Genomic DNA, 25,189 nt, shown 5'->3' with positions numbered 1-25,189 from the left:
ATGCCAGCCCGCGGCCGATCAGGCCGGACGCGGCTCCGGGAGCGCGCACGCCAGGCCGTCGGCGATGCCGGTGGGGCGCACGCCGAGCGCCTGGTTGAGCCGGGCGCGCTGGTTCTCCCACGCGATCGTGGCGGCCAGTTCGGCGACCTGGGTCTTGGTCAGATATTTCAGCAGCTCTTCGCGTCGCTCGGCGAGATCCTCGCCGACCGCGGGGGTGGCGGTGGCGGCCTCCGCGAACGCGAGCACGGCCTTCTCGACCTCGCTGTAGGCGTCGCTGGTGCGGTAGCGGGGCAGATCGGCGAGCTGACGCTCGGTGAGCCCGCCGTAGAGGGCCAGCGCCGAGCCGATATCGAGGCAGAATTCGCAGCTCACCATGCCCGCGACCTTGAGTTCGGCCAGTTCCTTGAGATTCGGCTCGAGCCGGTTGGAGAACAGCAGCGCGGTCTCGTGCGTCACGGTGCTCGCGAGCACCAGCGGCCTGCGCCCCAGCCACCCGAACAAGTCCGATCGATTCTTCCGCGCCCGCCGCAGCGCCTTGCCGTAGGTCCGAATCCGCTTCACAGCCCGCATGATCACCCTCCCTGACGTCGTCGTCGGCTTTATGCTACGCCTCACAACGACCCCCTGTAGTAGAGAAACGTCACAGCGGCGAGGACACCACGGACACACACCGCTACAGCAACTCGCTCGCGAGGGTGGTCGGCGACACCGCCCCCGGTCGGGGTGTTGGAGACGCTGACCGGTTCGTCGTTCGGCGCGCAGATCGAAAGCGCAGCCGTCCTTCGATCCGGTCGGCTGACTTCCGGAGATCGGCACACCGCGGTCGCCTCGCTCGGGCGGCGTCGCGCGCGCACCGAAGGCGGCACCGCCGAGGACGCGCTGGCGCGATTGCGGGATGCCACCGCGCACGGCCCCGCGCTGTGGGCCCGGTCGACATGAGCCTGCTGACCTACCGGCCCGGTCGCCCCGCACCGATCGGCGCGGACCACTACGTCGTGGTGCTCGAAGCCGGGCCGCGCACGGTCCTGCTCCACGACCCGCAGGGGCACCCGTTCGCCACGATCCCGGCCGAGGATTTCCTGACGGCGTGGCGCGCCGACGACATCGCCTACTCCCCGCCCCTTTCGTCCTGCGCACCGCGTTCGAGCGCGTCCGCGACGTGCCGATCGACGCCGCGCTGACCGACACGCTGCCGCGCGCGGTGGACCACCTGGCCACGTCGGCGGATTCGGCGGACCACATCGCCGAGCTGGTCGAATCCGGCTTGTCCGAGGACGCCCGAGACCTCTTGGGGGCGTTCGGCATTCGTGTCGGCGCGCGCCGCCTCGCGGACGCGTCGACCAGCCTGGCCCGCCTCGGACTCGAGCGCGCCGCCGCTGTCGCGCTGGCTCAGGCCCGCATCGTGGGCGGTCTCCAGCATCCCCTGGCGCGAGGCGACGACGCGACCCTGGCGCGCGAAATCCGCCGCCTGGGCCCCGGTTACGCGCGACTGCGCGAAGCGCTGGTCCGCGACCTCTGAACGGGCCCGGCGCAACCGGCTGGGTGCGGCATCAACACCGCTCGACGCCCCGGGACGCACCCCGCAGGTCGTTGCGCGACCCCGGACCGCCCCGGCGATCGACCTCTCCGATCGGGCCGCCGACCGCGACGCCTTGCTTCGATGAACGAGAACGGGCCGGATCGGTCTACTCCGATCCGGCCCGCACCGATCCCGTTCTACTTCTTGCGATCCCGCTTCTCGCGCACGCGCACGGAGATGCGCACCGGCGATCCGTCGAAGCCGAACTCCTCGCGGAGGCGGCGTTCGAGGAAGCGGCGGTAGCCCGCCTCGAGGAAGCCCGTCGTGAAAAGGACGAACGTCGGGGGGCGGGTGGAGGCCTGAGTGGCGAACAGGACCCGGGGCAGGCGGCCGCCGCGCATCGGGGGCGGGGTGGCGGCGATGACCTCCTTGAGCCAGTTGTTCAGCCGGCCCGTGGGGATGCGCTTGTCCCACGACTCGAGCGCGGTCTCCATGGCGGGCACCAGCTTCTGCACGGCGCGCCCGGTGTGGGCGGAGATGTTCACCCGCTGCGCCCACGGCACCCGCACCAGATCCCGGTCGACCTCCTTCTCCAACTGGTACCGGCGATCCTCGTCGACCAGGTCCCATTTGTTGAACGCCAGCACCAGCGCGCGACCGGAATCGGCCACCAGGCTGATGACGCGCAGATCCTGTTCGGTGATCGGCTGGGAGGCGTCGATCAGCATGATCGCCACCTCCGACGCCTCCAGCGCCGATTTCGTGCGCAGCGAGGCATAGAACTCGGTGCCGCTGGCGTTGGACACCTTGCGGCGCAGGCCCGCGGTGTCCACGAACTTCCACACCTTGCCGCCGAGCTCCACGAGCGAGTCCACCGGATCCACTGTGGTGCCCGCGACATCGTGCACGACCGACCGCTCGTCGCCCGAAAGCTTGTTGAGCAGACTGGATTTGCCGACGTTCGGCTTGCCGACCAGCGCGACGCGGCGCGGTCCGGCGCCGCCGGTGTCCATGCGCGGGGTCTCCGGCAGCGCCGCGAGCACGTCGTCGAGCAGATCACCGGTGCCGCGGCCGTGCGCGGCGCTCACCATGCGCGGCTCGCCCAGGCCCAGCGACCACAGCGTCGCCGCCTCGGACTCCACGCGCGGATCGTCGACCTTGTTGGCGACCAGGATCACCGGAATCTTGGAGCGGCGCAACAACTTCACCGCCGCCTCGTCGGTCGCGGTGGCGCCGACCGTCGCGTCCACCACCAGCAGGATCGCGTCGGCGGTGCGCATGGCCAGCTCGGCCTGGCGCGCGACGTGCTGCTGCAATCCCTTGGCGTCGGGCTCCCAGCCGCCGGTGTCCTGCACCAGGAATCGGCGTCCGGACCAGTTCGCCTCGTAGGAGACCCGGTCGCGGGTGACGCCGGGGATGTCCTCCACCACGGCTTCCCGACGGCCCAGGATGCGGTTCACCAGCGTGGACTTGCCCACGTTCGGGCGGCCGACCACGGCGAGCGTCGGCATGGCGAGCACTTCCTCACCCTCGTGCTCACCCTCGAAATCGACGATCTCCCAGTCGGATTCGTCGCTCCACACGCCGTCGCCGGCGAGTACGTCCTCGCTCACTTGACCCTTCCCGTCGTCGAGATCTGCTGCGCGACAACGCGGTACAGCTCGTCGATGACCTCGTCCATGCCCAGCTCGCTGGTGTCGACCAGCACCGCGTCCGCGGCGGGACGCAGCGGCGAGACCGCGCGGGTGGAATCGAGGGTGTCGCGGCGCTGGACGTCGGCGAGCACGGCCGCGTAGTCGTCACCGCGGCCTTCGGAGATGTTCTGCTGATTGCGCCGCTGGGCGCGCGCCTGCGCCGAGGCGGTCAGGTAGATCTTGGCGTCGGCGGTCGGCAGCACCACGGTGCCGATGTCGCGGCCCTCCACCACGATCCGGCCGGCCGAGGCGGTCAGCTCCCGCTGGCGCGCCACGAGCAGTTCGCGGACCTCGGCCACCGCCGACACGGCCGACACGGCCTTGGTGACGGCGTCGCCGCGGATCTCGGCGGACACGTCCTCCCCGTCGAGTTCGATGACCTCGCGCCCGGGATCGGTGCCGATGGTCAGCGGCAGCTCACGCACGGCGGCCGAGATCGCCTCGGGATCGGTCAGGTCCACGCCCGCGCGCAGCACGCGCAGGGTCGCGACCCGGTACATGGCGCCGGTGTCGAGGTAGCGCGCGCCCAGGCGCGTCGCCAGGCGGCGCGAGACACTGGACTTGCCGGTGCCCGACGGCCCGTCCATGGCGACGACCAGCGGCCCGTCGCCCGACAGCGCCGCGGGCACCTCGACCGGAATCTCCACACCGTTCACAACGACACCGCCTCGTAGAGTTTGCCGATTTCGTCGCGGCCGAGCACGCGCAGCGTGCCGGGCCGCTGATCGCCCAGGGCCACCGGGCCGATATGGGTGCGCACCAGCCGGATCACCGGGTGGCCGACCTCGGCCAGCAGCCTGCGCACGATGTGCTTGCGGCCCTCGTGCAGCACGATCTTCACCAGCGAGCGGCCCTCGCCCAGGTCGAGCACCTGGAAGCGGTCCACCTTCGCCGGACCGTCGTCGAGCTCCACGCCGTCGCGCAGCTGCTTGCCGATGAACTTGTTGTTGACCTCGCCGTTGACGGTGGCGAGGTAGGTCTTGGACACCTCGAAGGAGGGGTGCATGAGCCGGTGCGCGAGGTCGCCGTCGTTGGTGAGCAGCAGCAGGCCCTCGGTGTCGGCGTCCAGACGCCCCACGTGGAACAGGCGCTGACCGGCGGCGATCCGCTCGGCGACGATATCGCCGACGCAGGGGCGGCCCAGATCGTCGGACATGGTGGACTGCCAGCCCTTCGGCTTGTTCAGCGCCACGTGCACCAGTTCCTCGCGCACCACGACGCGGGTGCCGTCCACGCGCACCACGGCGGTCGCGGGGTCGATGCGCAGGCCCTGTTCGCGCACGATCGACCCGTCGACCTCCACGCGGCCCTGCGCGATCAGTTCCTCGGCGGCGCGGCGCGAGGCCACACCGGCCTTGGCCAGCACCTTCTGCAACCGCTCGCCCTCGCCCCAGGGGAGCTTCTTGGGGCCGTCGGTCGTGACCGGCTCCACGTGCTGGCGGCGCGCCGGTTTGGCGTTGCTCAGTACGGGCGTGACGGGCGTCTGGCGCTGCGGACGGGGGTTCTTCGCCTTGCGGGCGGTGGGCGCCGGGGTCGTGCCGCGCGACGGCTGGACCCGGGCGGGCCTGCCGCGTTCGGGCTGGTCACCGCGGCGGGGCTGGTCACGGCGGGTGGCGCCACCCTGGCCGCGCCGGGGTTCGTCCTCCCAGGCGCCGCGGGCTTGGCCGCCACGCTGGGCGCCGCGGCCGCCGCGGACTCCCGCGGTGCGGTGGGCGACGCCCCTGGTGTGGGGTGCGCCGTGTTTCCTACGATCCGGTGTGCCATCTCGGCGAGCGGGCGTATTCATATGTCCTTGTCAATCCTCGGAGCCGAGGTCCAGGTCGGACTCGGCGGGTTTCCTCAGCCTGGTGTACCGGGGATCGGTCTCCAGGCTCTCGTTGATCTCATCGATCAGGTCGACGCCCGGGAGCAGGGGCGCCAGCGGTGGCAGATCGGACAGTGACGCGAGCCCGATCCGTTCCAGGAACAGTTCGGTCGTGCGGTACAACGTGCCGTTCGTCTCCGGGTCGACCCCGGCCTCGGCGATCAGGCCGCGGGCGAGCAGTGTGCGCATCACACCGTCGACGTTCACGCCGCGGACGGCGCTCACCCTGGTCCTGGTCACCGGTTGGCGGTAGGCCACCACCGCCAATGTCTCCAACGCCGCCCTGGTCAGTTTCGTCCTGGCGCCGTCGAGCAGCACACGCTCCACATAGGGCGCGTACTCGGTCCGAGTATAGAAGCGCCACCCGTCGCCGACGAAACGCAGGTCGATGCCGCTGCGGCGCGCGGTGAGCTCGGCCGACAGCGTGCGCAGCACCTCCGCCACCCGCTCGGTGGTGTCGTCCAGCGCCGCCGCCAGCTGCTCTACCGGGGCGGGAGCGTCCACCACGAGCAACATCGCCTCGAGCGCGGAGCGGAACTCGTCGTCGTCGAGGGTGGCGGGCGGCTCGGTCGCGGCGGTGCCGGATGTGTCCACCGACACGCCGGGGGGCGGGGGTGTCTCGTTCGCGGTGTCCGGATCTGCCCCGGGGTCCGCCGGCGCGGGATCGTCCGTGTCGCCCGGTGTCGCGGTCTCCTCGGCGGGTGTCGGGTTCGCGGGCCGGTCGCCCGACTCCGCGCGCGTTTCCGGCGAGTCGCCGGTGTCCTCGGGCGAGTCGGCGGACACGTGGCCGAGCTCGGCGGACGCTCCGCCCGGGTCTGCACCGGACTCCCGGGTGTCGTCGCTGTCGTCGGTGGGGTTCGGTGGTTCCGTCACCCGTAGTCCTCCTCGATGGTCACCGGCTGGGCGGCGGTCCCGTCCCCGGGGTCGCCGATCCAGCTGATGGCGAGCGGCCCGAGCGGGTCGGGCTGGTCGAATTCGATGGTCTTGCCGCGGTAGAGCTCGAGCAGCGCCAAGAAGCGCGCGACGATCTGCACCGGCACCTCGCAGTCGGCGACCACCTCCGCGAACGTGGTCCAGCCGCCGGGCCCCTTGGCCTTGAGCAGCTCCAGCACCAGCGCCGCTTGTTCGGCGACGGAGATGGCGTGCGCGTGCAGGTGGTCCAGCCCGACGGTCGGGGTGGGCCGCGGGCGGAACGCGGCGGCGGCGATCTCGGCGAACGCGGCCGCGTCGACGCCGAGCGTCACCTCCGGCAGCAGACCCGCGAAACGCTCCTCGAGACACACCGCGCGCGGGTAGCGCCGCAGCGCGACGGCTTCGAGCTCACCGAGCAGCTCGGCGACCTGCTTGAACGCCCGGTACTGCAACAGCCGCGCGAACAGCAGGTCGCGTGCCTCCAGCAGTTCCAGATCGTCGGGGTCGGTGACCTCACCGGAGGGCAGCAGCCGCGCGGCCTTCAGGTCGAGCAAGGTGGCGGCCACGACGAGGAATTCGGTGGTCTGGTCCAGGATCTTGTCCGCGCGCAACCCGCTCTGTTCGTTCATGCTCGCGGTGAGCGCCTTGGTGTAGGCGATGAACTCGTCGGTGACCTGATGCAGCGCGACCTCGGTGACGTCGAGTTTGCGCGAGCTGATCAGGGTGAGCAGCAGATCGAACGGACCCTCGAAATTGCTGAGCTTGAGCCGGAATCCGGCCTCCGACTGTTCCCGCGTGGCGGAATCCCCGGGCGCCGTGGCGGAATCCGGGCCGTCGGGCGTGAGCGTGGTCTCTGGCGCGGGGTGGTCGGTCCCGCTCACCGGCCGGACCGGTGGATGACTTCCCGTGCCATCGCCCGATACGCTTCCGCGCCACCGGATTTCGGCGCCCAAGTGGTGATCGGTTCACCGGCGACGCTGGCGTCGGGGAACCGGACGGTCCGCGCGATGGCGGTGTCGTACACCAGGTCGCCGAATACTTCGACGACGCGCGCCATCACCTGGCGCGAATGCAGGAGCCGGGCATCGAACATGGTGACCACGATGCCGTACAGGCTCAGCCGCGGGTTCAGCCGGTCGCGCACCTTCTCCACGGTGTCGTTGAGCAGGGCCAGGCCGCGCAGCGAGAAGTACTCGCATTCCATCGGGATGATCACGCCGTCGGAGCAGGCCAGCGCGTTGACGGTGAGCAGGCCCAGCGAGGGCTGGCAGTCGATGAGGATGTAGTCGTAGCGGTCGCGCACCGGTTCCAGCGCGCGCCCGAGGGTCTGTTCGCGCCCGACCTCGTTGACGAGCTGGATCTCCGCCGCCGACAGGTCGATATTGCTGGGCAGCAGGTCCATGTTCTCGACCTTGGTGCGCATCAGCACGTCGTCGATCGAGGTGCGCCCGCCGACCAGCAGGTTGTGCACGGTCTGGTCGAGGTCGTGGTGGGCCACGCCGAGGCCGGCCGACAGCGCGCCCTGCGGGTCCAGATCGACCAGCAGCACCCGCCTGCCGTATTCGGCGAGCGCGGCGCCCAGGTTGATGGTGGACGTGGTCTTGCCGACGCCGCCCTTCTGGTTGCACATGGCGACGATCAGCGCGTCACCGTGTTCGGCGACCGGCGGCGGGTCGGGGACCAGGCGCAACGGCCGTCCGGTCGGTCCCAGTTCGGTGTTGTCGGGTAGGGGTTCGCCGCCCTCGCCCCACAGCGTCTCCGCCGCGGCGTCCGAGAACGGTCCCTGTCCGGGGCCCGAAAGCGGCTGCGCCCCAGCACCCATCGGCGGCTCCGCCGCTCCGGCTGTCGTCACGATCCGCTGCTCCTTGTACGTGTGCGCCCGTTGCCTCGCCGAGCCTAGGCGAGGCCGATCAGGCCCGACCTCGCTTTCGTACGGTCCAGCACTCGATTAGACGCTACCGCCTCGCGGCACGAGACCGGTGTTCGGACACGCGACGGCGAGTTCGCGCCCCGTTCCGGCGTCGGACCGCGTCCCTCGCCGGCACCGGACGCCGACTCGGCCGTGGAGCCCTTCCGCCCCGTCCCATCTCGCCTCGCGGCGCGATCCGCCCGAGTCGCCGGAAGTACTCGAACCGGCCACAATGCCCGGTGCGCGCGCGGTGCGGAACTCCTCGCGCGCGGCGGTGGATACCTCGGGGTTGGCCGTCGCGAGCGGTGTTTCGGGGTCGTCGACCGAGCGATCGCCGGCTGCTGCGCGCGGATGGGCGTCGATCCCGGCGAGCGACGAACTCGCTAGTGCGCGCGCGGATGGGCCGTCGCCCACACCTCGCGCAGCGTGTTCACCGTGACCAGCGTGTAGATCTGCGTGGTAGTCACCGACGCGTGCCCCAGCAGTTCCTGCACCACACGCACGTCCGCGCCCCCGTCCAGCAGGTGGGTGGCGAACGAGTGCCGCAGCGTGTGCGGCGACACGGCCGCGGTGATGCCCGCGCGTTCGGCCGCGTCCTGCAACACCTGCCACGCGCTCTGGCGCGACAGCCTGCCGCCGCGATTGTTGAGGAACAGCGCGCCACCGGTGGCCTTCCCGCTCGCGGCCAGCACCGGCCTGCCACGCACGAGGTAGGCGTCCACGGCGGCCATGGCCGGGCGTCCGATGGGGACCATGCGCTGTTTACCGCCCTTGCCGCGCAACACGACCGCGCGGTCCTCGGCGTCGATGTCGTCCACGTCGAGCCCGACCACCTCGGAGATGCGCGCGCCCGTCGAGTACAGCAGTTCCAGCAGCGCGCGGTCCCGCAAGCCGCGCGGTCCCCCGTCGGTCGCCGCCGTGGCGTCGTCTGCGACCGGTCCACCGCCCGCGGCTTCCAGCACCCGCAACACCTGGTCGTAGGGCAGCGCCTTGGGCAATCGGCGACCGGGCGCGGGCGGTTTCACGGCGTGCGCGACGTCGGTGGCGGTGATGCCCTCGGCGGCGGCGAAGCGGTGCAGGCCGCGCACCGCGATCAGCGCTCGCGCGACCGAACTCGCCGCCAGCGGCGGATGGTCGGGACCGCCCGCGCGCAGCGCGACCATGAACTCGGCGACGTCGGTCTCGCGGACGCCGTCGAGCCCCGCCACCCCGCGACCGGTCAGGAAATCCCGATACCGGTGCAGGTCGCGGCGGTAGGCGCCGAGGGTGTTGCGCGCCGCGCCGCGCTCGACCGCGAGATGGTCGAGGTAGGCGTCGATCTCGCGCGCCAGCACCCGCGGCCCGCCGTCAGTCCCCGGACCGCTGCCGCGCCTGGCGTTCCAGCAGCGCGGTGGGCTGGCCCGGCCAGGGCGCGTCGGCCGGGCGCAGCGGCTGGTCACCGGCCCGCGCGGCGGCCAGCGCCAGCACTCCGGCCACCGCCGTCGCGTTGACGATGCGGCCTTCCAGCGCCGCCCGCACCGCCTCGGCGACGGGCATCCGGACCAGCCGGATATCGGCTTCCTCGTGTTCGGGTTCGGGTCGCTCGGTCTGGCTCAACCCGCTCGCGAGGTAGACGCGCAGCGCCTCGTCGGTGAATCCCGGCGAGAGCGCCACGTCCACCAGCACCGACCACTCCCGCGCGGCCAGTCCCGTCTCCTCGGCCAGTTCCCGCTTGGCCGCCTCGAGCGGGTCCTCGCCCTGCACGTCCAGCAGGCCCGCGGGCAGTTCCAGCAGCCGCGTGCCCAGCGGATGCCGGTACTGGTCGATGAGCACCACCTCGCCCGCCTCGTCGAGCGCGACGATCGCGACCGCGCCGTGGTGCTCGATCACCTCGCGTTCGGCGATCCGCCCACCGGGCATCGCCACCTTGTCCAGCCGCAGCGCGAGGATGGCCCCGCTGTACACGACGCGGCTGCCGACCGTCTCGAACTCGTGCCGTCCCCCGTCGGTGCTCATCTACGCGTCCTGCTCCGCGCCCGCCAGTTCCTCGCCGGGAATGTCGACCGGAAGTCGTTCGGCCAGCTTGTATTTCAGCGCCGCCGAGATCAGCGCCGCGAACAGCGGGTGCGGGCGGGTGGGCCGGGACTTGAGTTCCGGATGGGCCTGCGTGGCGACGAAGAACGGGTGCACGTCGGCGGGCAGCTCCACGAACTCGACCAGGTGGCCGTCCGGGGAGACGCCGCTGAACCGCAGACCGCTGCCCGCGATCTTGTCGCGGTAGGCGTTATTGACCTCGTAGCGGTGCCGGTGCCGCTCGGACACCTGCTCCTCGCCGTAGGCCTGCGCGACGACCGAGCCCTTGGTGAGCACAGCCGGGTACGCGCCCAGGCGCATGGTGCCGCCGAGGTCGGCCTCACCGGCCACGGCCTGTTCCTGGTCGGCCATGGTCGAGATGACCGGGTGCGGGGTGTCTGGCTCGAACTCGGCCGAATTGGCCTCGGTGAGGCCGACCGAGCGCGCCGCCTCGATCACCACGCACTGCAATCCGAGGCACAGCCCGAGCAGCGGGATCTTGCGGGTCCGCGCGTACCGGATGGCGCCGACCTTGCCTTCGATGCCGCGGATGCCGAAGCCGCCGGGGATGAGCACCGCGTCCACGTCGCGCAGCGCGGCCGCCGCGCCCGCCTCGGTCTCGCACTCGTCCGAGGGCACCCAGCGGATCTGCACCTTCGCCCGCGAGGCGAACCCGCCCGCGCGCAGCGCCTCGGTGACCGACAGGTACGCGTCGGGCAGGTCGACGTACTTGCCGACGAGCGCGACCTCGACCACCTCGCGCGGCGAGTGCACGCGGTCGAGCAGATCGCCCCACACGGTCCAGTCCACGTCGCGGAACGGCAGGCCGAGGCGGCGCACCACGTAGGCGTCGAGCCCTTCGCGGTGCAGCACCTTCGGGATGTCGTAGATGGAGGGCGCGTCGGGGGTGGAGATGCAGGCGTCCACCTCGACGTCGCACATGAGCGCGATCTTGCTCTTGAGGCCCTGGGGCACCTCGCGGTCGCAGCGCAGGATCAGCGCGTCGGGCTGGATGCCGATATTGCGCAGCGCGGCCACCGAGTGCTGGGTGGGCTTGGTCTTGAGCTCGCCCGAGGGCGCCAGGTACGGCACCAGCGAGACGTGCAGGAAGAAGACGTTGTCGCGGCCCACGTCGTGGCGGATCTGGCGGGCCGCCTCGAGGAACGGCTGCGATTCGATGTCGCCGACAGTGCCGCCGATCTCGGTGATCACCACGTCGGGTTCCTGGCCCTGCAGGTCGGGGCCGCGCATGGCGAGGATGCGGTTCTTGATCTCGTCGGTGATGTGCGGGATCACCTGGACGGTGTCGCCCAGGTACTCGCCGCGCCGTTCCTTGGCGATGACCGACGAATAGATTTGCCCCGTGGTCACATTCGCGTCCCGGGAGAGGTCGCGGTCGAGGAACCGCTCGTAGTGGCCGACGTCGAGATCGGTCTCGGCGCCGTCCTCGGTCACGAACACCTCACCGTGCTGGAACGGGTTCATGGTGCCCGGATCGACATTCAAGTACGGGTCGAGCTTCTGCATGGTGACGCGCAGACCCCGCGCCGTCAGCAGCTGACCGAGGCTGGAAGCGGTCAGTCCCTTGCCCAATGAGGAGGCGACACCACCGCTCACGAAGATATGTTTCGTATCGGTTCGCGCCTGAATCCGTGTTTGACCCACGGGTCTTCACGGTAACACGAACCCACCCCCGCGAACGAACGCCACGCACGTTTGCCACCCGATCGCTGAACACCGATCAGAGCACGCGCCGGGCCGATGTGAGCGGGGCCGCTACCGGGCCGCGACGAACGGGACCCCTCGCCGCCGCGCATCCGATGGACATCCACATCCGGAACCAGGTCCACGAAGGCATTCGGCGACAGCCAGCAGTACGACGCGCCGGCCCTGCCCGGCTGCGGAATCGCGCGCCTGGTGCGCTGATCCGTGGCCGTCGCCGCGCGTTCACTCCAGCCGGGAGCCCAGTGCGATCAGAGTCGCCAGGTCCTCGTGTGCGAGGCGGTCGCCGAAGTGGCGGGTGACGGCGGTGGCGTGGACGGGTTCGGCGGCGTCGTAGGCGGAGCGGCCCTCGGGGCCTAGGACGACGTCGTCGCCGCGGCCGTCGCGCTCGCACGGCACCCGGTCGATGAGTCCGCGGGTCTCCATCCGGCCGAGTTGCCGGGAGAGCCTGCTGTGCGACCAGCCCAGGTGCCCGGCCAGCGCGGCGACTCGCAGGCACGGCTCGTCCAGCTCGACCACGGCGGCGAGCACTTCGAAGTCGGGCATCGACAGCGCGGTGCTCCGCTCCAGGTCACGCGCCACTTCCGCGTCGACGACGAGACGCAGGCGGCGGTAGGCCGTCCACGCTCGGCTCACATCGAGGTCCACGAATGTGAGCATACCGTTGACATGTAACCAACTTCCGGGCTAGCTTTTTCGTTACATGTAACGAAAGGTGGTTCCCATGACCGAGCGCCTGCTGCCGATCAACGGTGTCGAGCTCTGTGTCCGGACCGAGGGCGACCCCGCCCTGCCCGCGCTGCTCCTCCTGCACGCGGCGGGCCACTCGCTGATCTCCTGGCCGGACGAGCTGTGCGCCGCGCTCGCCGACACCTTCCACGTCATCCGCTACGACAGCCGCGACGCGGGCCGCTCCACCGCCTCCCCCGCCGGCGCCCCGCCGCACACCCTGCGCGATCTTGTCGCCGATGCCGCCGCCCTGCTCGACGGCAGGCGGGCGCACATTCTCGGCATGTCCGGGGGCGCCGCCGTCGCCCAGCTCCTCGCACTCGACCACCCGGTCGCCTCGCTGACGCTCTTCGCGTCCACGCCCGGCGGCCCCGGTCATGACACCCCCGACCTGCCCGACCCGCTCCCGCTGGCCGAGCCCGCGCCCCCGGACTGGAACGACCCCGAATCCGCCATCGACTACATCGTCGAGGCCGAACGCCCGTACTCGGCCGACTTCGACGAGGCCGCCATGCGCGACATCGCCACCCGGGTCCTCGCGCGCTCCGGGAACCCCGAGGCCCAGTTCACCAACCCGTTCCTGATCGACCCGGGCACGCCCTGGCGCGACCGCCTCCCCGAAATCACCGCTCCCACAGTGGTTTTCCACGGCGAACAGGACCCGTTCCTCCCGCTGCCCCACGGCCGGGCCCTGGCCACCGAACTCGACGCCCGCTTCATCCCGCTACCGAACACCGGCCACGAAGTCTTCCCCCGCCACACCTGGCCGACAGTGCTCCCCGCCCTACGTGCGTTGGCCCGACCCCCGCGGGCGTTCGAGCTCGGCGCAACGACCCGATGACGATCGCCCACTGACCCCGACCGCGAGCCGCACGATCCGGCTCCAGCTCACCGTCGACCGGGCCCACGGCCGAGATCGAGTGGAGCGACTGGTCGGCGGCTCTCGGGGCGGCCGCGAACCGGCCGATCCGGATCGACAGCGGCGACTACCCTCAGCTGGGCAGCGCGGCCAGCGTCAACGAGGTGGCCTTGTCCCCGGTCCCGTACCGCCCTGCTCCCCCGTTGAGCTGCTCGGTCAGCCCGAGGACCGCGGTGACGCGCCCGATCGCGCGGTCCAGGTTGTCCACCGTGGTGACCGTGGTCGCCAGCTGCGCGTCCGACCGCAGCTCGGCGATCGGCCCCGACCCCTCCGACGCACCTGTTCGTCCGGCGAGCACGATGCCCGCACCGCGCCCGCGCAGCGCACCGGCGAAGTGCGCGAGGTTCGCGCCCTGACCGTCCTCGGCCGCCTTCGCCCCGTTGCCGGTGACGATCACACCGAGCTGGGCGGGCTGCACCGGCGTGTCCCCGTAGGCGAGGAAACCGCCGCCGCGCAGGGTCTCCAACACCAGCGCGCGCTCCTGATCGGTGCCGCGCGGTTGCGCGTTCGCGGGATCGAGAAGCAACACCATGCCGAGCAGATCCCCCGCGATACTCCCCTGATCCACGCCGCCCGTGCGCAATTGGGCGCCCGCCGGGATCACGTTGGTGATCGCCGTGCGCAGCCGGTCGCCCTCGGTGGCGTCGGTGAACGCGTCGGTCAGTGCGATGCGACCGGTCACCGTCGCGCCGGAGGTCGCCAACCCCTGGCTCACGGCCTCGACGTCGGCGGGGTCGGCGTCGGGGGTGGTGAACACCACGACCGAACGCTGCGCGAGCGCACCACCGAGGATCCGCCCGCCCGCGCCCTCGATGAAGCGGTCGGCGGCGTTCAATTCGTCGGTGAGACGGCGATTCTGGTCGCCGAGGGTGTCCACCTGCTGACGCAGATCGGTCTTGTCCGCACGCAATCCCGAGAGCAGATCGGCCGCGAGCGTCTGCGAGCCGAGCACCACTCCGATCGCGAGCGCGAGGAAGATCGCCACGATCGAGATCGCGTGCTGACGTAGTGAGATCATCGAGTCCCCTCAGTTGGTGCGCGCGTCGACCTGGGCCTGCACCCAGTGCGTCCCGCGATTCCAGGTGTCGACCGCCCAATCCATCACGTCCCCACCGGAATTGGAGGCGAGCAGCACCACGATCACGGCGATCAGCGCGGCCAGCACCACCATCGCCACCGCCACGCCCGACACCCGGTTGCGGTAGAGGGTGGCCACGGCCTTGGCGTCCATCAGTTTGGTGCCGAGCTTGAGCCGGGTGAGGAAGGTGGCCGGGTTGGAGTCGCGGCGGCCGCGGTCGAAGAAGTCGTCCAGCGAGGCGGCCGCGCCCGCGGTGACGATCAGGGCGGCGCCGTGGTGGTGGGCGAGCAGCAACGCCAGGTCGGCGGGCGAACCCGAGGACGGGAAGGTGGTGGCGCCGATGCCCAGATCCTGAATGCGCTCCAGGCCTTTCGCGTGCCCGTCGGTGTCGGCGGGCAGGATGACCTCGGCGCCGCACTTCATCGTCGAGGTGGTGATCTCCTCGGGATCGCCGACGATCACGTCGGGCCGGTAGCCGCGCTTCATGAGCGTGTCCGCGCCGCGCCCGACGCCGATCATGATCGGCGCGTATTCCTTGATGAACGGCTTGAGCCGGTCCAGATCCTCGGCGTGATCGGGCCCGTCGGCCACCACCACCACGTGCCGGTTCTTCATCTCGAGTTCCAGCTCGGGCACGCCGATCCCGTCGATGAGCAGCGCGCTCTCGGTGCGCACGAACTCGATGGTGTTGCCCGCGAACGCCTCCAGATGATCGGCCAGCCCGTTGCGCGCCTCGATCATCCGGTCCGCGACGGCCGACTCGGTGAGCTCGATGCCCTCGACCAGCGCCTCGGGTTCCTTCTTGGTGAGCCGGTCGGCGTAGACGACGCCCTGGCTGATCCGGATCTTGCTGCCGTCCTTGATCTTGCTGAACGCGTCGGAGCTGACGGTGTCGAGCAGCAGGATGTCGTTGGCCACCAGCACTTCCGGCCCCAGGTTGGGGTAGCGGCCGGAGATGGACGGCGAGGTGTTGATCACCCCCACCACGCCCGCCTCGATCAGCCGGTCGGCGGTCATGCGGTCCAGGTCCATCTCGTCGAGCACGACGATATCGCCGGGACCCACCCGCTTGAGCAGACGCCGGGTGTTGCGATCCACCCGGGCTATCCCGGTCAGACCAGGCAGCGTTTCGGTGTTCTTCGACAACAACGCCAGCATCTTCATGGGCCGATGATGAGCCCAAACTCTCAACCAATGGTGGAGGCGCGCCGAACCACGGGCCACATTCGTCACTGTGATACCAGCATTCCCAGGACCGAACCGACCGGACGGCACCGGGACGCCGATCGCGCTCGAGGCATGATTTCGGGGTGAGCATCGAGAAGAAGGCGGCGGGCGTGTGGCACATCTCGCCCGCCACCGGCCGCCCGCGCCGGCGCAACACCCCGCGCCTGCCGCCCGCGCAGCGGCGCGAACAACTGCTCGACGCGGCACTGCGCGTGATCGGTCGCGACGGGCTGGGCCAGCTCACCATGCAGGAGGTCGCCAAACAGGCCGGCGTCGCCAAACCCGTGCTCTACGCGATGTATCCGACGGCGCCGGAGCTGGTCGGCGCGCTGCTGCACCGCGAGCACGCGCGCGGGATGGCGCAGGTCTTCGCCGCGATGCCCGAGATCACGCCCGACACCGATCCCGACGAGCAGTTCGTCGCCGCCGTCATGGCCTTCCTCGACGCGGTCGCCGCCACCCCGGAGCGCTGGCGGCTCATCCTCTGGCCGACCGAAGGCGCCTCCGGCGAACACCGCGAAGTCCTCACCACCGCCCGCGACGACCTGCTCGCCCGCTATATCGACATGCTGCGCACCGGTTTCCGCGTGCGCGGCGGCCCCGCAAACGCCGATGTCGAACTCATCGGCCACGTCATGATCGGCTTCACCGAATCCCTCGGCCGCCTCGTCCTCTCCGACCCCGACCGCTTCCCACCCGCCCGCCTCCGCCCCACTGTCCGCTCCCTCCTCCGCACCCTCCCCCGCCACTGACCGAACGCGGCCGTGCGGTTCCATTTCTCCAAGCGCGGTCGTGCGCGTCCGGCCTAGCGTCGGGGTATGACGACGACGAGTGATGCGCGGGACGAGGCGGTGGAGCGCGAGCTGATCCAGGTCTATGACGAATGGCTGGTCGCGCTGCGGGACAACGATGCCGAGCGGATCGGGGCGTTCGCGGCGCCCGACTGGGTGTTCGTGGGGCAGAACGGGATCGACGAGGGCACCCGGTTCCTCGACAATGTCCGGTCCGGTGTGCTGAGCCATTCGATGATGGAGCGGGTCGGCGAGCCGAGGGTGCGCGTGTACGGCGACACGGCGGTGCTCAGCGTGCGGGTGCGCAACACCGCGCACTGGCAGGACCAGCGGTTCGACCTCGACGAGTGGACCACGGATGTCTTCGTCCGCCGCGCGGGCCGCTGGCTGTGCGTGCTCACGCACCTGACGAACACCGCCTGAGCATTGCGTTCGGATCTCGGCGCGGGCGATCCGCCCGTGCCGCCGTGCGCGGTCGGCTAGATTCGCAAGAACTCCGCGACGGCCCTGTCGCCGGGATCAGCCCGACGACGGTGTGTCGTCACGGTAGCCGGCAGAGAGGACGCTCCGATGAGCACCACCGAATCCCGCTCGTTCCTGTCGCGCATCTCCCCCACCCAGTGGGCCGCCCTGGCCATCACCGTGCTGGCCATCGTGTTCGTCATCGAGAACCGCACCAAGGTCACCATTGAATTCCTGCTGATCAGCGTGCAGTCACCGATGTGGCTGATCCTGCTCGCGATGTTCGCCGTCGGCTGGCTCGCGGGCGTGCTCACCATGCGCAAGCGCCGCTGACCGGCGGTGCGGTGACCGAGGCGACGTAGCGCGCGTCGGTGGAACCCGATACCTATACACTTCCTGTCACAGACAGCTGAACAGGAGACCACGCATGGCCACCAGCACCGTCGACGTCGTCATCGCCGCACCGCGCGAGGCCGTCTACAAGTTCTTCATCGAACGCGACGGGATCAATCCGTACCTGCCCGTCGTCAACTTCACGCTGAAGAAGCCGGGCGCCACCGCTCCGACGGGCGTCGGCGCCCAGTACCTGGTCGGTGTGAAGGGCGTCGGTTTCGTGGAGGAGACCACCGAGCTGGTGCCCGGCGAGAAGCTGGAGTACCAGATCATCAAGGGCGCGCCGGTCAAGCGCCACGTCGGCACCGTCACCTTCCGCGACACCGAGGGCGGCACGCACGTCTCCTACACGATGGAGTCGGAGCCCAGCCTGCCGGTGCCGGGCAAGGCGCTCGAGATCGGCCTGCGCACCCTGATCAACCAGTTCCTCAAGGGCGCGCAGAAGGCGCTCACCAACTGAGCCGAATGCCCGAAAGCCCCCGCGCGACGGGGGCTTTCGCGTGTTCAGGCTCGGACGGCGGCGCGTTCGGAGCGCGCCGTCTCCAGCAGTTCCTCGGCGTGCGCGCGGCCGGTCTCGGTGTCGTCCAACCCCGCCAGCATGCGCGCCAGCTCCACCACCCGCTCCTCGTCGGTGAGGGCCCGCACGCCGCTGTTGACCTTGCCCTTGCCGTCGTCGGACTTGTTCACCACCAAGTGCGTGTCCGCGAACGCCGCCACCTGCGGCAGGTGGGTCACCACGATCACCTGGTGGGTGCGCGCCAGCCGGGCCAGCCTGCGCCCGATCTCCACCGCCGCGCGGCCGCCGACGCCGGCGTCCACCTCGTCGAACACCATGGTCGCGCCGTGGTCGGAACTGGCCAGCACCACTTCCAGCGCCAGCATCACCCGGGAGAGTTCACCGCCGGACGCGCTCTTGCTCAACGGCAGCGACTGCGCGCCGGAATGCGCCGACAGCCGGAACTCGACCTCGTCGACTCCCGAGGACCCGGCGTGCAGTTCGACACCGTCGACGGTGAGCGGCGCGCTGTCCTGCGCGCCGGCGGGCACCGGCCGCACCTGAACCTCCAAGCGCGCCTTGCCCATCGCGAGACCGCCCAGTTCGGCGCTGACCGCCGCCGCCAGCTTCCCGGCCGCCTTGGTGCGGGCCGCGGTGAGCTTGCGGGCCGCGCCGCGCACACGTTCGGCGGCGACCTCGACCTCGGCCGCGAGCTTGGTGAGCGCCTCCTCGGACACGTCGAGCGAGTCCAGCCGGGAGCGCGCCTCCTCGGCCCAGGCGATCACGCCGTCGATATCGGGCGCGTACTTGCGGGTGAGGCTCTTGAGTTCGGCCTGCCGGGTGAGTAGCGAATCCAGCGCACCGGGATCGGACGGCAGGTCCGACAGGTAGCCGCTGAGCTCGGTGGTGAGGTCCACGACCACGGCGATCGCCTCGCCGAGCCGGGGCGCCAGCGCGGCCAGCGCCGGATCCTCCGCCGAATCCAGGCGCGCCCGCGCCGCGCCGAGCATTTCCAGCGCACCCGCACCGTCGTCCGGGGTGTCGGCCGGACCGGACAGCGCGTCGTGGGCGGTGGCGGCGGCCTCGCGCAACGAGTCCAGATCGCTGAGCCTGCGCACCTCGGCGACGATCCGCGCGTCTTCGCCGGGTTCCGGTGCGATGGCGTCGATTTCGAGGAGCGAATGCTTGAGCCGGTCGGCTTCGAGGGCCAGTTCGCGGCTGCGCGCGGTGCGCTCCAGCAGTTCGTTGCGTGCGTCGAGCCAGGCGTGGCGCTGCACCTGGTACTTGCGCAGCAGCGGGCCGACGGTGTCGGCCGCGAACTGGTCGAGCGCGTTCAACTGTTGTTCGGGGCGTTGCAGGCGCAGCTGATCGTTCTGGCCGTGCACGGTGAGCAGCGGCGCGGTGAACTCCGCCAGCACCGACGCGGGCACACCCCGCCCGCCCAGGTGCGCGCGGGAACGCCCGTCGCCGCCGACGGTGCGGATCGCGATGACGCTGCCGTCGTCGTCGGCTTCGGCCGCCGACGATTCCAGCACCCGCGCCACCTCGCCGCGCGCCGCCTCGTTCAGTTCGTCGACGGTGAACCGCCCCTCCACCACCGCGCGCGACGCACCGAGCCGCACCCGGCCCGCGTCGGCGCGCGCACCGCTGAGCAGGTGCAGGCTCGTCACGACCATCGTCTTGCCCGCGCCGGTCTCCCCGGTGAGGACGGTCAGTCCCTCGTGGAACTGCGCGGTGGCCGCGGATATGACACCGAGACTGTCAATCCTGATCTCTGTCAGCACGTGTGCTCTCCGTTCGCCGTCGGCCTCGCCAGCCGGTCACGGGCAGCTGGAACTTGCGCACCATCCGGTCCGCGAACGGCGCGGAATCCAGCCGCACCCAGCGCACCGGCTCGGCGCCGCGCACGGCCTCCACGCGGCCGCCGCTGGGCAGCGCCATGGTGCGCCTGCCGTCCAGGAAAACTATCGCATCGTGGCCCGTGGCCACCGATTCCACCGCGATGCGGGATTCGGGGCTGGTCACCAGCGGCCGCGCGAACAGCGCGTGCGCGTTGCTCGGAATCACCAGCAGCGCCTCGAGTTCCGGCCATACCACCGGCCCGCCCGCCGAGAACGCGTACGCCGTCGACCCGGTCGGGGTGGCGATGAGGATGCCGTCGCAGCCGAACGCCGACACCGGCCGCCCGTCCACCTCGAGCACCACCTCCAGAACGCCCATGCGCGAAGCGTTCTCGATGCTGGCCTCGTTCAACGCCCAGCCGGTCTCCACCACCTCGTCGTCCACCCGGACCGACAGGTCGATCGTCATGCGGGTTTCGAGGCTGTAGTCGCCGCGCACCACCTGGCCCAGCGCCTCGTCCAGGTGCTCGGCCTCGGCCTCGGTGAGAAAACCGATGCGCCCCAAGTTGATTCCGAGCACCGGCACCGACGCGGGCCGCGCCAATTCGGCGGCGCGCAGGAAGGTGCCGTCGCCGCCGAGGACCAGCACCATCTCGCAGCCGACCGCTGCGCGGTCGTCGTGGGCCACCACCCGCACCGGGTAGCCGCCCTGTTCGGACACGTCGGCGTCCTGTTCGGGATCGAACCGCGTGCTGCCCGCCTCGTCGGCGAGCACGCGCAACCCGATACCGGCCTCCGCGAAGATCTTCGCCACCCGGTGGGCGGTCTCGATGATCTCGGCCCGGCCCGGGTGCGAGACGAGCAGGATCTCCCTGCCACCGGAAACCGGCGCGTTCACCGTGGACCCTCCTCAACCGCCCGGTCGACGAGGGCCGCGACCTGCTCGTCGTCGTATTCGCTCTGCCCGGTCTTGCGCAGCCACAAGAAGTATTCGACATTGCCCGAGGGCCCCGGCAGCGGGCTGGCGACCGCGCCCAGCGCGCGCAGGCCGTGCTCGGCCGCGACCCGGGCCACGGTGCGCACCGCCTCGGCGCGCAGCGCCGGATCACGCACCACGCCACCGGAACCCACGCGCTCCTTGCCGACCTCGAACTGCGGTTTCACCATCGGCAGCAGATCGGCGCCGTCGGCGGCGCAGGCCGCGAGCGCGGGCAGCACCAGGGTGAGGGAGATGAACGACAGATCGCCGACCACGAGATCGACGGTGCCGCCGATGAGTTCGGGCGTGAGAGTGCGGACGTTGGTGCGGTCGAATACGCGCACCCGCTCGTCGCTCTGCAACCGCCACACCAGCTGGCCGTAGCCGACGTCGACCGCCACCACCTCGCGCGCGCCCTCGCTGAGCAGCACGTCGGTGAACCCGCCGGTCGAGGCGCCCGCGTCCAGGCAGCGTTTCCCGTCGGCCGAGACGCCCTCCGGCCCGAACTTCGCCAGCGCGCCCAGCAGCTTGTGGGCGCCGCGCGAGGCCCAGCGGACCTCGTCGGGCTCGGTGCGCACCACCAACGGCGTGCCCGCCTCGACGGCGGTCGCGGGTTTGGTGGCGACGGTTCCAGATATCAGGACCCGACCCGCGCCGATCAGCTCGACCGCGTGTTCGCGCGATCGCGCCAACCCGCGGCGTACGAGTTCGGCGTCCACTCGCGCGCGCCTGGCCACCTCAGATCTTGTCCACCGTGGCGAGGGCGCGGACCAGCACGTCGTGCGCCTGCTCCAGGATGTGAGCGCGGCGCGTGATGTCGGTGCCCGCTTCGGCGCTCTCCGGCGATGCGCTCGTGCGGCCCGCGTTCAGCTCGGCCAGCAGCTCGTCGATCTCGGCGCGCACGCGGTCCGGGTCGGCGGGCTCCGGGCGGCCCTGCGCACCCGGCAGGTGCTGACCGGGCAGCGGTGCGCCCGGGCGGGGCGCGTGCGGGCCGGACCCGGGTGTTCCCGGGCCGTGCGGGCGGGGCGTCGGAGTAGTCATCGTGGTGTCAACGCTATCCGATGTCGGAACGGGACGCCCGCACCGTCACCGCCCGGCCGGGGTTGCGGCGCAAGCGGTCGGCGAGCGCGCCCTCGGCGTCGACGGCGGGCGGGTGGTTGAGCGCGTCGAGGGATTCGGCGACGTAGGTGGGAATCCGCTCGTCGGGGGCGGTGGCGAGCTCCTCGAGGGTGCTCACGCCCGTGAGGACGAGCAGGGAGTCCAGGCCGACGCGCCAGGCCCCTTCGATATCGGTGTCGAGGCGGTCGCCCACCACCAGCGCCGCGCGGGTGCCGGCGCGGGTGAGCGCGTCCTCGAGCAGCGGCGCGTACGGCTTGCCCGCGACGAGGGGTTCCCGGTCGGAGGCGGCGCGCAGCGCGGCGACCATCGAACCGTTGCCGGGGGCGAGGCCGCGTTCGTTGGGCAGGGTGCGGTCGGTGTTGGCGGCGACCCACAGGGCGTCGGCGCGCAAGGCGTAGGCGGCTTCGGCCAGGTCGGGCCACGCCGTCTGCGGGGAGTGGCCCTGCACCACGGCGGCGGGGACGACGCCGTTGAAGCGCCGCACGGGCCGCAGGCCGACGGCGTCCACCTCGGCCACCAGGTCGTCGGTACCGACGACCAGAACGTCCGCGCCGGGCGCGAGCCGTTCGGCGAGCAGTCGGGCGGCGGCCTGCGCGCTGGTCACGACATCGTCGGTCGTGGCCGGGTAGCCCAGTTCCGCCAGGTGCGCGGCGACCGCGCCGGGACCGCGGCTGGCGTTATTGGTGACGTAGACGAGCCGCTGCCCGTCCCCGCCCGCCAGCGCCTCCGGCGCACCGTCGACCACCACCGGACCCCGGTACAGCGTGCCGTCCAGGTCCAGCAGCAGGGCTCCGTATCGATCCCGTAGCCGATCCACCACTCTCCCACCTCGCGTAGTCCCGCATCCGCCGGCCGCGACGCCCATGCGCCGCCCACCCGAACCGCGCGGATGCCACCCCGGCACACCGCCGAGGACTAGACCCTACGTCAGCGCACCGACACAACCCACCCCTGCGCGCGAAACCGCGTCTTCCGGTCCGCGAAAACCCTTCGCCACGTGAGCAATTCCATAGGGCGAGCAGACGAAGACCGCCTTTGCCGAGAGCGTCACGTCGCGCTCACGCTTCGACCACGCGGGCGTAAGCGACGCACCGGGCGGGCAGGCCGATTCGCCAAGACGAGCGAACAGCGGCCCGCCGACGTCGAGAGCTTCAGCAGCCCGGCCGTCCGGTGCTCACGCTCGATCACTCGAGGCAGCGTGACGACTAGGACGATCAGGTGTCCGATTCGCCAGGCCAGCGGACAGCGACCCACCCACGCCGAGAGCCTCATGTCGTCCCGCTCACACCTCGACCACGCGGGCGAAAGGACGCAGCTGGCGGGCCGGCCGGTTCGCCACGGCAACCACCGACGTCGAGAAGGTACCGCAGCCCAGACGCCGCGCACTCACTTCGCCCACGCGGCGAGCGCCTACGCGGGCGATCGGCGCCGATTCGCCCGGGCAGACACCGACCCGCCGACCTCGAGAGTACGGCGGACCGGACGCCGCGCACTCACGCCCCGACCACGCGGGAGCGAGTGACGGCGCAGGCGGTCAGGCGTCCGATTCGCCGGTGAGTTCGGCGGCGCGTTCTTCGGCGTCGGTCTCGCCGTCGAGGTCGGCGGAGGCCGCGTTGAGGAACCATTGCAGGCCCTCGTCGGTGCGGCCCGCGGCGACCAGGGCGTCGGCGTAGGCGTAGAAGAGGCGGGCGGCCGAGGAGCCGGTGCGCGCGGGGTCGAGATCGGAGGTCTGCAAGGTGACGACGGCCTGGTCGTACTGGCCGAGGTCCATGCGGGCGCCCGCGACCACGATGCGCAGTTCGGTGGCCTCGTCGCCCTTCAAGGCGCGGGCCTCGTCGCTACGGCCGAGTTCGATCGCGCGTTCGGGGCGGCCGAGGCCGCGTTCGCAGTCGGCCATCACGGCGAGCAGGCCGGAGCCGCCGGACATCCGGCGCGCGGTGCGCAGTTCGGACAGCGCTTCTGCCCATTCTCCCGCGTGGTAGGCCACCACACCGGCGGTCTCACGGACCACGGCGATGCGTCCGGCGCGCTGCCGGGCGGCACGCGCGTGCGCCAGCGCGAGTCGCGGGTCGTCGTCGACCAGGTCCACCGCCATCACCAGGTGGCGAGCGACGGTCTCGGCGTTGCCCTTGTCCAGGCTCAGCAGGTCGCGGCGGACGGCCGGGTCCAGATCGGAGGCTTGCACGTCGTCCGGCAGATCCGGTTCCTCGGGGCGCGGCGGCTTGCGGTCCATCGACCGGCCACCACCCGCGCGGGCGCCTTCGCCGCCACGCCTGCGGTCCGGACCGGCGTGGTCGCGGCGCTCGCCGGACTCACCGCGCTGGAAGTCTCGTCCTTCACCGGAACGCGCGGGCCGGTCGCCGCCGCGACGGAAACCACCGCGATCACCCGAGTCGTCGCGGCCTTGGTAGCCGCGCCGCTCCCCGGAATCACCCCGGTCGTCTCCGCGCCGCTCACGGGAATCGCCGCCACGATCGAAGTCACGGCGCTCGCGCGAGTCGCCGCGATCGGAATCACGCCGGTCACGAGACTCACCGCGATCGGCGTCGCGTCGAGCGCCGGAGTCGCCGCCTCGGTCGAAGTCACGACGCTGTCCGCCGCGCTCGAAGTCGTCGCGGCGTTTGAATCCGCCACGCTCCCCCGAGCCCTCACGACGCTGGTAGCCGCCACCCGAGCCTTCACCGGCCCCGTATCCGCGTGAGCCGGAGTCGCCACCGCGACCCTTGAAACCACCACGATCATCCGATCCGCGGCCCTTGAAGCCGCGGTCACCGGAATCGCTGCGGCCTTTGAAGCCACCCCGGTCACCCGAGTCACCGCGACCCTTGAAACCGCCACGGTCACCCGAGTCACCGCGACCCTTGAAGCTTCGATCGCCGGAGTCGTCGCGCCCGCGGTAGCCACGGTCGCCGGAATCACTCCGACCTTTGAATCCCCCGCGGTCGCCCGAGTCGCTGCGGCCGCGGTACCCACCGCGGTCACTCGAATCGTCTCGACCACGGAAACCACCACGATCACCGGATTCGCGGCCCTTGAAACCACCACGGTCGCCGGATTCGCTCCGGCCGCGGAATCCACCCCGGTCGTCGGAGTCACCGCGGCGCTGGAAGCCGCCGCGCGGGTTGTCACCGGTGCCGCGTGACGGTCGATCGGCTCCGGCGTCGCGCCGGCCGGGGGCGGAAGCGCTCCGCCGGAATGGCTTCCGGCCGTCGTTGTGTTCCGACACGGTGGTCCCTTTCTGAGTCCCCGCAGGGTGTTCGATGGTGTTCGACTTGCACAGATTGTGGCACGCGCGGGGTGGCGGAGCACGGACGCGGCCTGGTTCGGACACCGCAAGGTGCCCAAACGACGATAGGGGACCCATCTCTGGGTCCCCTATCGTGAACAATTGTCCGGCGGTGTCCTACTCTCCCACACCCTGTCGAGTGCAGTACCATCGGCGCTGGTGGCCTTAGCTTCCGGGTTCGGAATGGGTCCGGGCGT

General features: G+C 71.2%; 26 protein-coding genes, 1 rRNA gene and 1 pseudogene. 8 read left to right on the top strand and 20 right to left on the bottom strand.

Features of this window, described 5'->3' with window-relative positions; translation table 11 throughout:
• Window positions 1-18 precede the first annotated feature (18 nt).
• The gene (locus tag DFR74_RS32010) at window positions 19-570 is read right to left on the bottom strand and encodes a carboxymuconolactone decarboxylase family protein (protein ID WP_067511496.1); all 552 of its coding nucleotides are present in this window, start codon (window positions 568-570) and stop codon (window positions 19-21) included.
• A gap of 156 nt (window positions 571-726) precedes the next feature.
• Between DFR74_RS32010 and DFR74_RS36820 the strand changes: the two genes are divergently transcribed.
• From DFR74_RS36820 to DFR74_RS36810, 3 genes are read left to right on the top strand one after another with little or no spacing between them, the layout of a single operon-like run.
• Window positions 727-939 carry a hypothetical protein gene (locus DFR74_RS36820; protein ID WP_198161812.1) on the top strand — a complete coding sequence of 71 codons (213 nt, stop codon included), beginning with the start codon at window positions 727-729 and terminating at the stop codon, window positions 937-939.
• Complete coding sequence (locus tag DFR74_RS36815; protein ID WP_198161814.1) at window positions 936-1,181, top strand: hypothetical protein; 246 nt, start codon at window positions 936-938, stop codon at window positions 1,179-1,181. The genes DFR74_RS36820 and DFR74_RS36815 overlap by 4 nt, the downstream gene beginning before the upstream one ends.
• Complete coding sequence (locus DFR74_RS36810) at window positions 1,160-1,519, top strand: hypothetical protein (RefSeq protein WP_198161815.1); 360 nt, start codon at window positions 1,160-1,162, stop codon at window positions 1,517-1,519. Before DFR74_RS36815 ends, DFR74_RS36810 begins: the two co-directional genes overlap by 22 nt.
• Before the next feature lie 197 nt (window positions 1,520-1,716).
• Here the strand turns inward: DFR74_RS36810 and der are convergent, their stop codons facing one another.
• The 10 genes from der to DFR74_RS31950 form a co-directional block, all read right to left on the bottom strand.
• Window positions 1,717-3,132, bottom strand: coding sequence for a ribosome biogenesis GTPase Der (gene der / locus DFR74_RS32000; RefSeq protein WP_067511479.1), 1,416 nt, complete (start codon window positions 3,130-3,132; stop codon window positions 1,717-1,719).
• A complete protein-coding gene (gene cmk, locus DFR74_RS31995) occupies window positions 3,129-3,800 on the bottom strand; it encodes a (d)CMP kinase (RefSeq protein WP_067511497.1) in 672 nt (223 codons plus the stop codon). The genes der and cmk overlap by 4 nt, the downstream gene beginning before the upstream one ends.
• A 65-nt stretch (window positions 3,801-3,865) precedes the next feature.
• Window positions 3,866-4,999, bottom strand: a complete 1,134-nt coding sequence (locus DFR74_RS31990; protein WP_084537931.1) for a pseudouridine synthase — start codon at window positions 4,997-4,999, stop codon at window positions 3,866-3,868.
• Window positions 5,000-5,008: 9 nt separating this feature from the next.
• The gene (gene scpB, locus DFR74_RS31985) at window positions 5,009-5,677 is read right to left on the bottom strand and encodes an SMC-Scp complex subunit ScpB (protein WP_067511498.1); all 669 of its coding nucleotides are present in this window, start codon (window positions 5,675-5,677) and stop codon (window positions 5,009-5,011) included.
• Window positions 5,678-5,946: 269 nt separating this feature from the next.
• Complete coding sequence (locus DFR74_RS31980; protein ID WP_067511481.1) at window positions 5,947-6,870, bottom strand: segregation and condensation protein A; 924 nt, start codon at window positions 6,868-6,870, stop codon at window positions 5,947-5,949.
• A complete protein-coding gene (locus DFR74_RS31975) occupies window positions 6,867-7,811 on the bottom strand; it encodes a ParA family protein (protein WP_067511482.1) in 945 nt (314 codons plus the stop codon). Before DFR74_RS31975 ends, DFR74_RS31980 begins: the two co-directional genes overlap by 4 nt.
• A 470-nt stretch (window positions 7,812-8,281) precedes the next feature.
• Window positions 8,282-9,232 carry a site-specific tyrosine recombinase XerD gene (gene xerD / locus DFR74_RS31965; RefSeq protein WP_113975382.1) on the bottom strand — a complete coding sequence of 317 codons (951 nt, stop codon included), beginning with the start codon at window positions 9,230-9,232 and terminating at the stop codon, window positions 8,282-8,284.
• Between the two features lie 13 nt (window positions 9,233-9,245).
• Entirely contained in the window at window positions 9,246-9,893 is a 648-nt protein-coding gene (locus DFR74_RS31960; RefSeq protein ID WP_113975381.1) for an NUDIX domain-containing protein, read from the bottom strand.
• Window positions 9,894-11,615 carry a CTP synthase gene (locus tag DFR74_RS31955; protein WP_067511500.1) on the bottom strand — a complete coding sequence of 574 codons (1,722 nt, stop codon included), beginning with the start codon at window positions 11,613-11,615 and terminating at the stop codon, window positions 9,894-9,896. It abuts the gene before it with no gap.
• Between the two features lie 282 nt (window positions 11,616-11,897).
• Window positions 11,898-12,320, bottom strand: coding sequence for a MarR family winged helix-turn-helix transcriptional regulator (locus DFR74_RS31950; protein WP_170160839.1), 423 nt, complete (start codon window positions 12,318-12,320; stop codon window positions 11,898-11,900).
• A 76-nt stretch (window positions 12,321-12,396) separates the two neighbouring features.
• Between DFR74_RS31950 and DFR74_RS31945 the strand changes: the two genes are divergently transcribed.
• The gene (locus DFR74_RS31945; RefSeq protein WP_067511502.1) at window positions 12,397-13,242 is read left to right on the top strand and encodes an alpha/beta fold hydrolase; all 846 of its coding nucleotides are present in this window, start codon (window positions 12,397-12,399) and stop codon (window positions 13,240-13,242) included.
• A 151-nt stretch (window positions 13,243-13,393) separates the two neighbouring features.
• Here the strand turns inward: DFR74_RS31945 and DFR74_RS31940 are convergent, their stop codons facing one another.
• Window positions 13,394-14,338: a copper transporter gene (locus DFR74_RS31940; protein WP_067511503.1), complete on the bottom strand. Its 945-nt coding sequence runs from the start codon at window positions 14,336-14,338 to the stop codon at window positions 13,394-13,396.
• 9 nt (window positions 14,339-14,347) lie between these two features.
• On the bottom strand, window positions 14,348-15,562 hold the full coding sequence (gene steA, locus DFR74_RS31935) for a putative cytokinetic ring protein SteA (protein ID WP_067511504.1): 1,215 nt from the start codon (window positions 15,560-15,562) through the stop codon (window positions 14,348-14,350).
• A gap of 146 nt (window positions 15,563-15,708) precedes the next feature.
• Here steA and DFR74_RS31930 point away from each other — a divergent pair, with 146 nt between their 5' ends.
• The 4 genes from DFR74_RS31930 (at window position 15,709) to DFR74_RS31915 (ending at window position 17,731) form a co-directional block, all read left to right on the top strand.
• Window positions 15,709-16,377: a TetR/AcrR family transcriptional regulator gene (locus DFR74_RS31930; RefSeq protein ID WP_084537933.1), complete on the top strand. Its 669-nt coding sequence runs from the start codon at window positions 15,709-15,711 to the stop codon at window positions 16,375-16,377.
• 66 nt (window positions 16,378-16,443) lie between these two features.
• Window positions 16,444-16,839 (top strand): nuclear transport factor 2 family protein, encoded by a 396-nt coding sequence (locus DFR74_RS31925; protein ID WP_067511505.1) that lies wholly within the window; start codon window positions 16,444-16,446, stop codon window positions 16,837-16,839.
• Between the two features lie 147 nt (window positions 16,840-16,986).
• Window positions 16,987-17,211: a lipopolysaccharide assembly protein LapA domain-containing protein gene (locus DFR74_RS31920; RefSeq protein WP_067511506.1), complete on the top strand. Its 225-nt coding sequence runs from the start codon at window positions 16,987-16,989 to the stop codon at window positions 17,209-17,211.
• Between the two features lie 94 nt (window positions 17,212-17,305).
• Window positions 17,306-17,731 (top strand): SRPBCC family protein, encoded by a 426-nt coding sequence (locus DFR74_RS31915; protein ID WP_067511507.1) that lies wholly within the window; start codon window positions 17,306-17,308, stop codon window positions 17,729-17,731.
• 44 nt (window positions 17,732-17,775) lie between these two features.
• On the opposite strand, the gene recN is transcribed toward DFR74_RS31915, so the two are convergent.
• The 7 genes and pseudogenes from recN to rrf form a co-directional block, all read right to left on the bottom strand.
• Window positions 17,776-19,551, bottom strand: a complete 1,776-nt coding sequence (gene recN / locus DFR74_RS31910; RefSeq protein ID WP_067511508.1) for a DNA repair protein RecN — start codon at window positions 19,549-19,551, stop codon at window positions 17,776-17,778.
• Window positions 19,529-20,506 (bottom strand): NAD kinase, encoded by a 978-nt coding sequence (locus DFR74_RS31905; RefSeq protein ID WP_067511509.1) that lies wholly within the window; start codon window positions 20,504-20,506, stop codon window positions 19,529-19,531. Before DFR74_RS31905 ends, recN begins: the two co-directional genes overlap by 23 nt.
• Window positions 20,503-21,324, bottom strand: coding sequence for a TlyA family RNA methyltransferase (locus DFR74_RS31900; protein ID WP_067511510.1), 822 nt, complete (start codon window positions 21,322-21,324; stop codon window positions 20,503-20,505). Before DFR74_RS31900 ends, DFR74_RS31905 begins: the two co-directional genes overlap by 4 nt.
• A 1-nt stretch (window position 21,325) precedes the next feature.
• Window positions 21,326-21,628, bottom strand: coding sequence for a hypothetical protein (locus tag DFR74_RS31895; RefSeq protein ID WP_195126311.1), 303 nt, complete (start codon window positions 21,626-21,628; stop codon window positions 21,326-21,328).
• A gap of 13 nt (window positions 21,629-21,641) precedes the next feature.
• Window positions 21,642-22,523: an HAD-IIA family hydrolase gene (locus DFR74_RS31890; protein WP_067511514.1), complete on the bottom strand. Its 882-nt coding sequence runs from the start codon at window positions 22,521-22,523 to the stop codon at window positions 21,642-21,644.
• Between the two features lie 717 nt (window positions 22,524-23,240).
• Window positions 23,241-24,218: pseudogene (locus DFR74_RS31885) on the bottom strand (tetratricopeptide repeat protein); the annotation flags it as partial.
• Between the two features lie 878 nt (window positions 24,219-25,096).
• Window positions 25,097-25,189, bottom strand: a 5S ribosomal RNA gene (gene rrf, locus DFR74_RS31880); the annotation flags it as partial.

Origin of the sequence: Nocardia puris (genome assembly GCF_003315035.1) — a bacterium.
GTDB lineage: Bacteria > Actinomycetota > Actinomycetes > Mycobacteriales > Mycobacteriaceae > Nocardia > Nocardia puris.
This window is presented reverse-complemented; position numbering and strand designations above follow the sequence as displayed.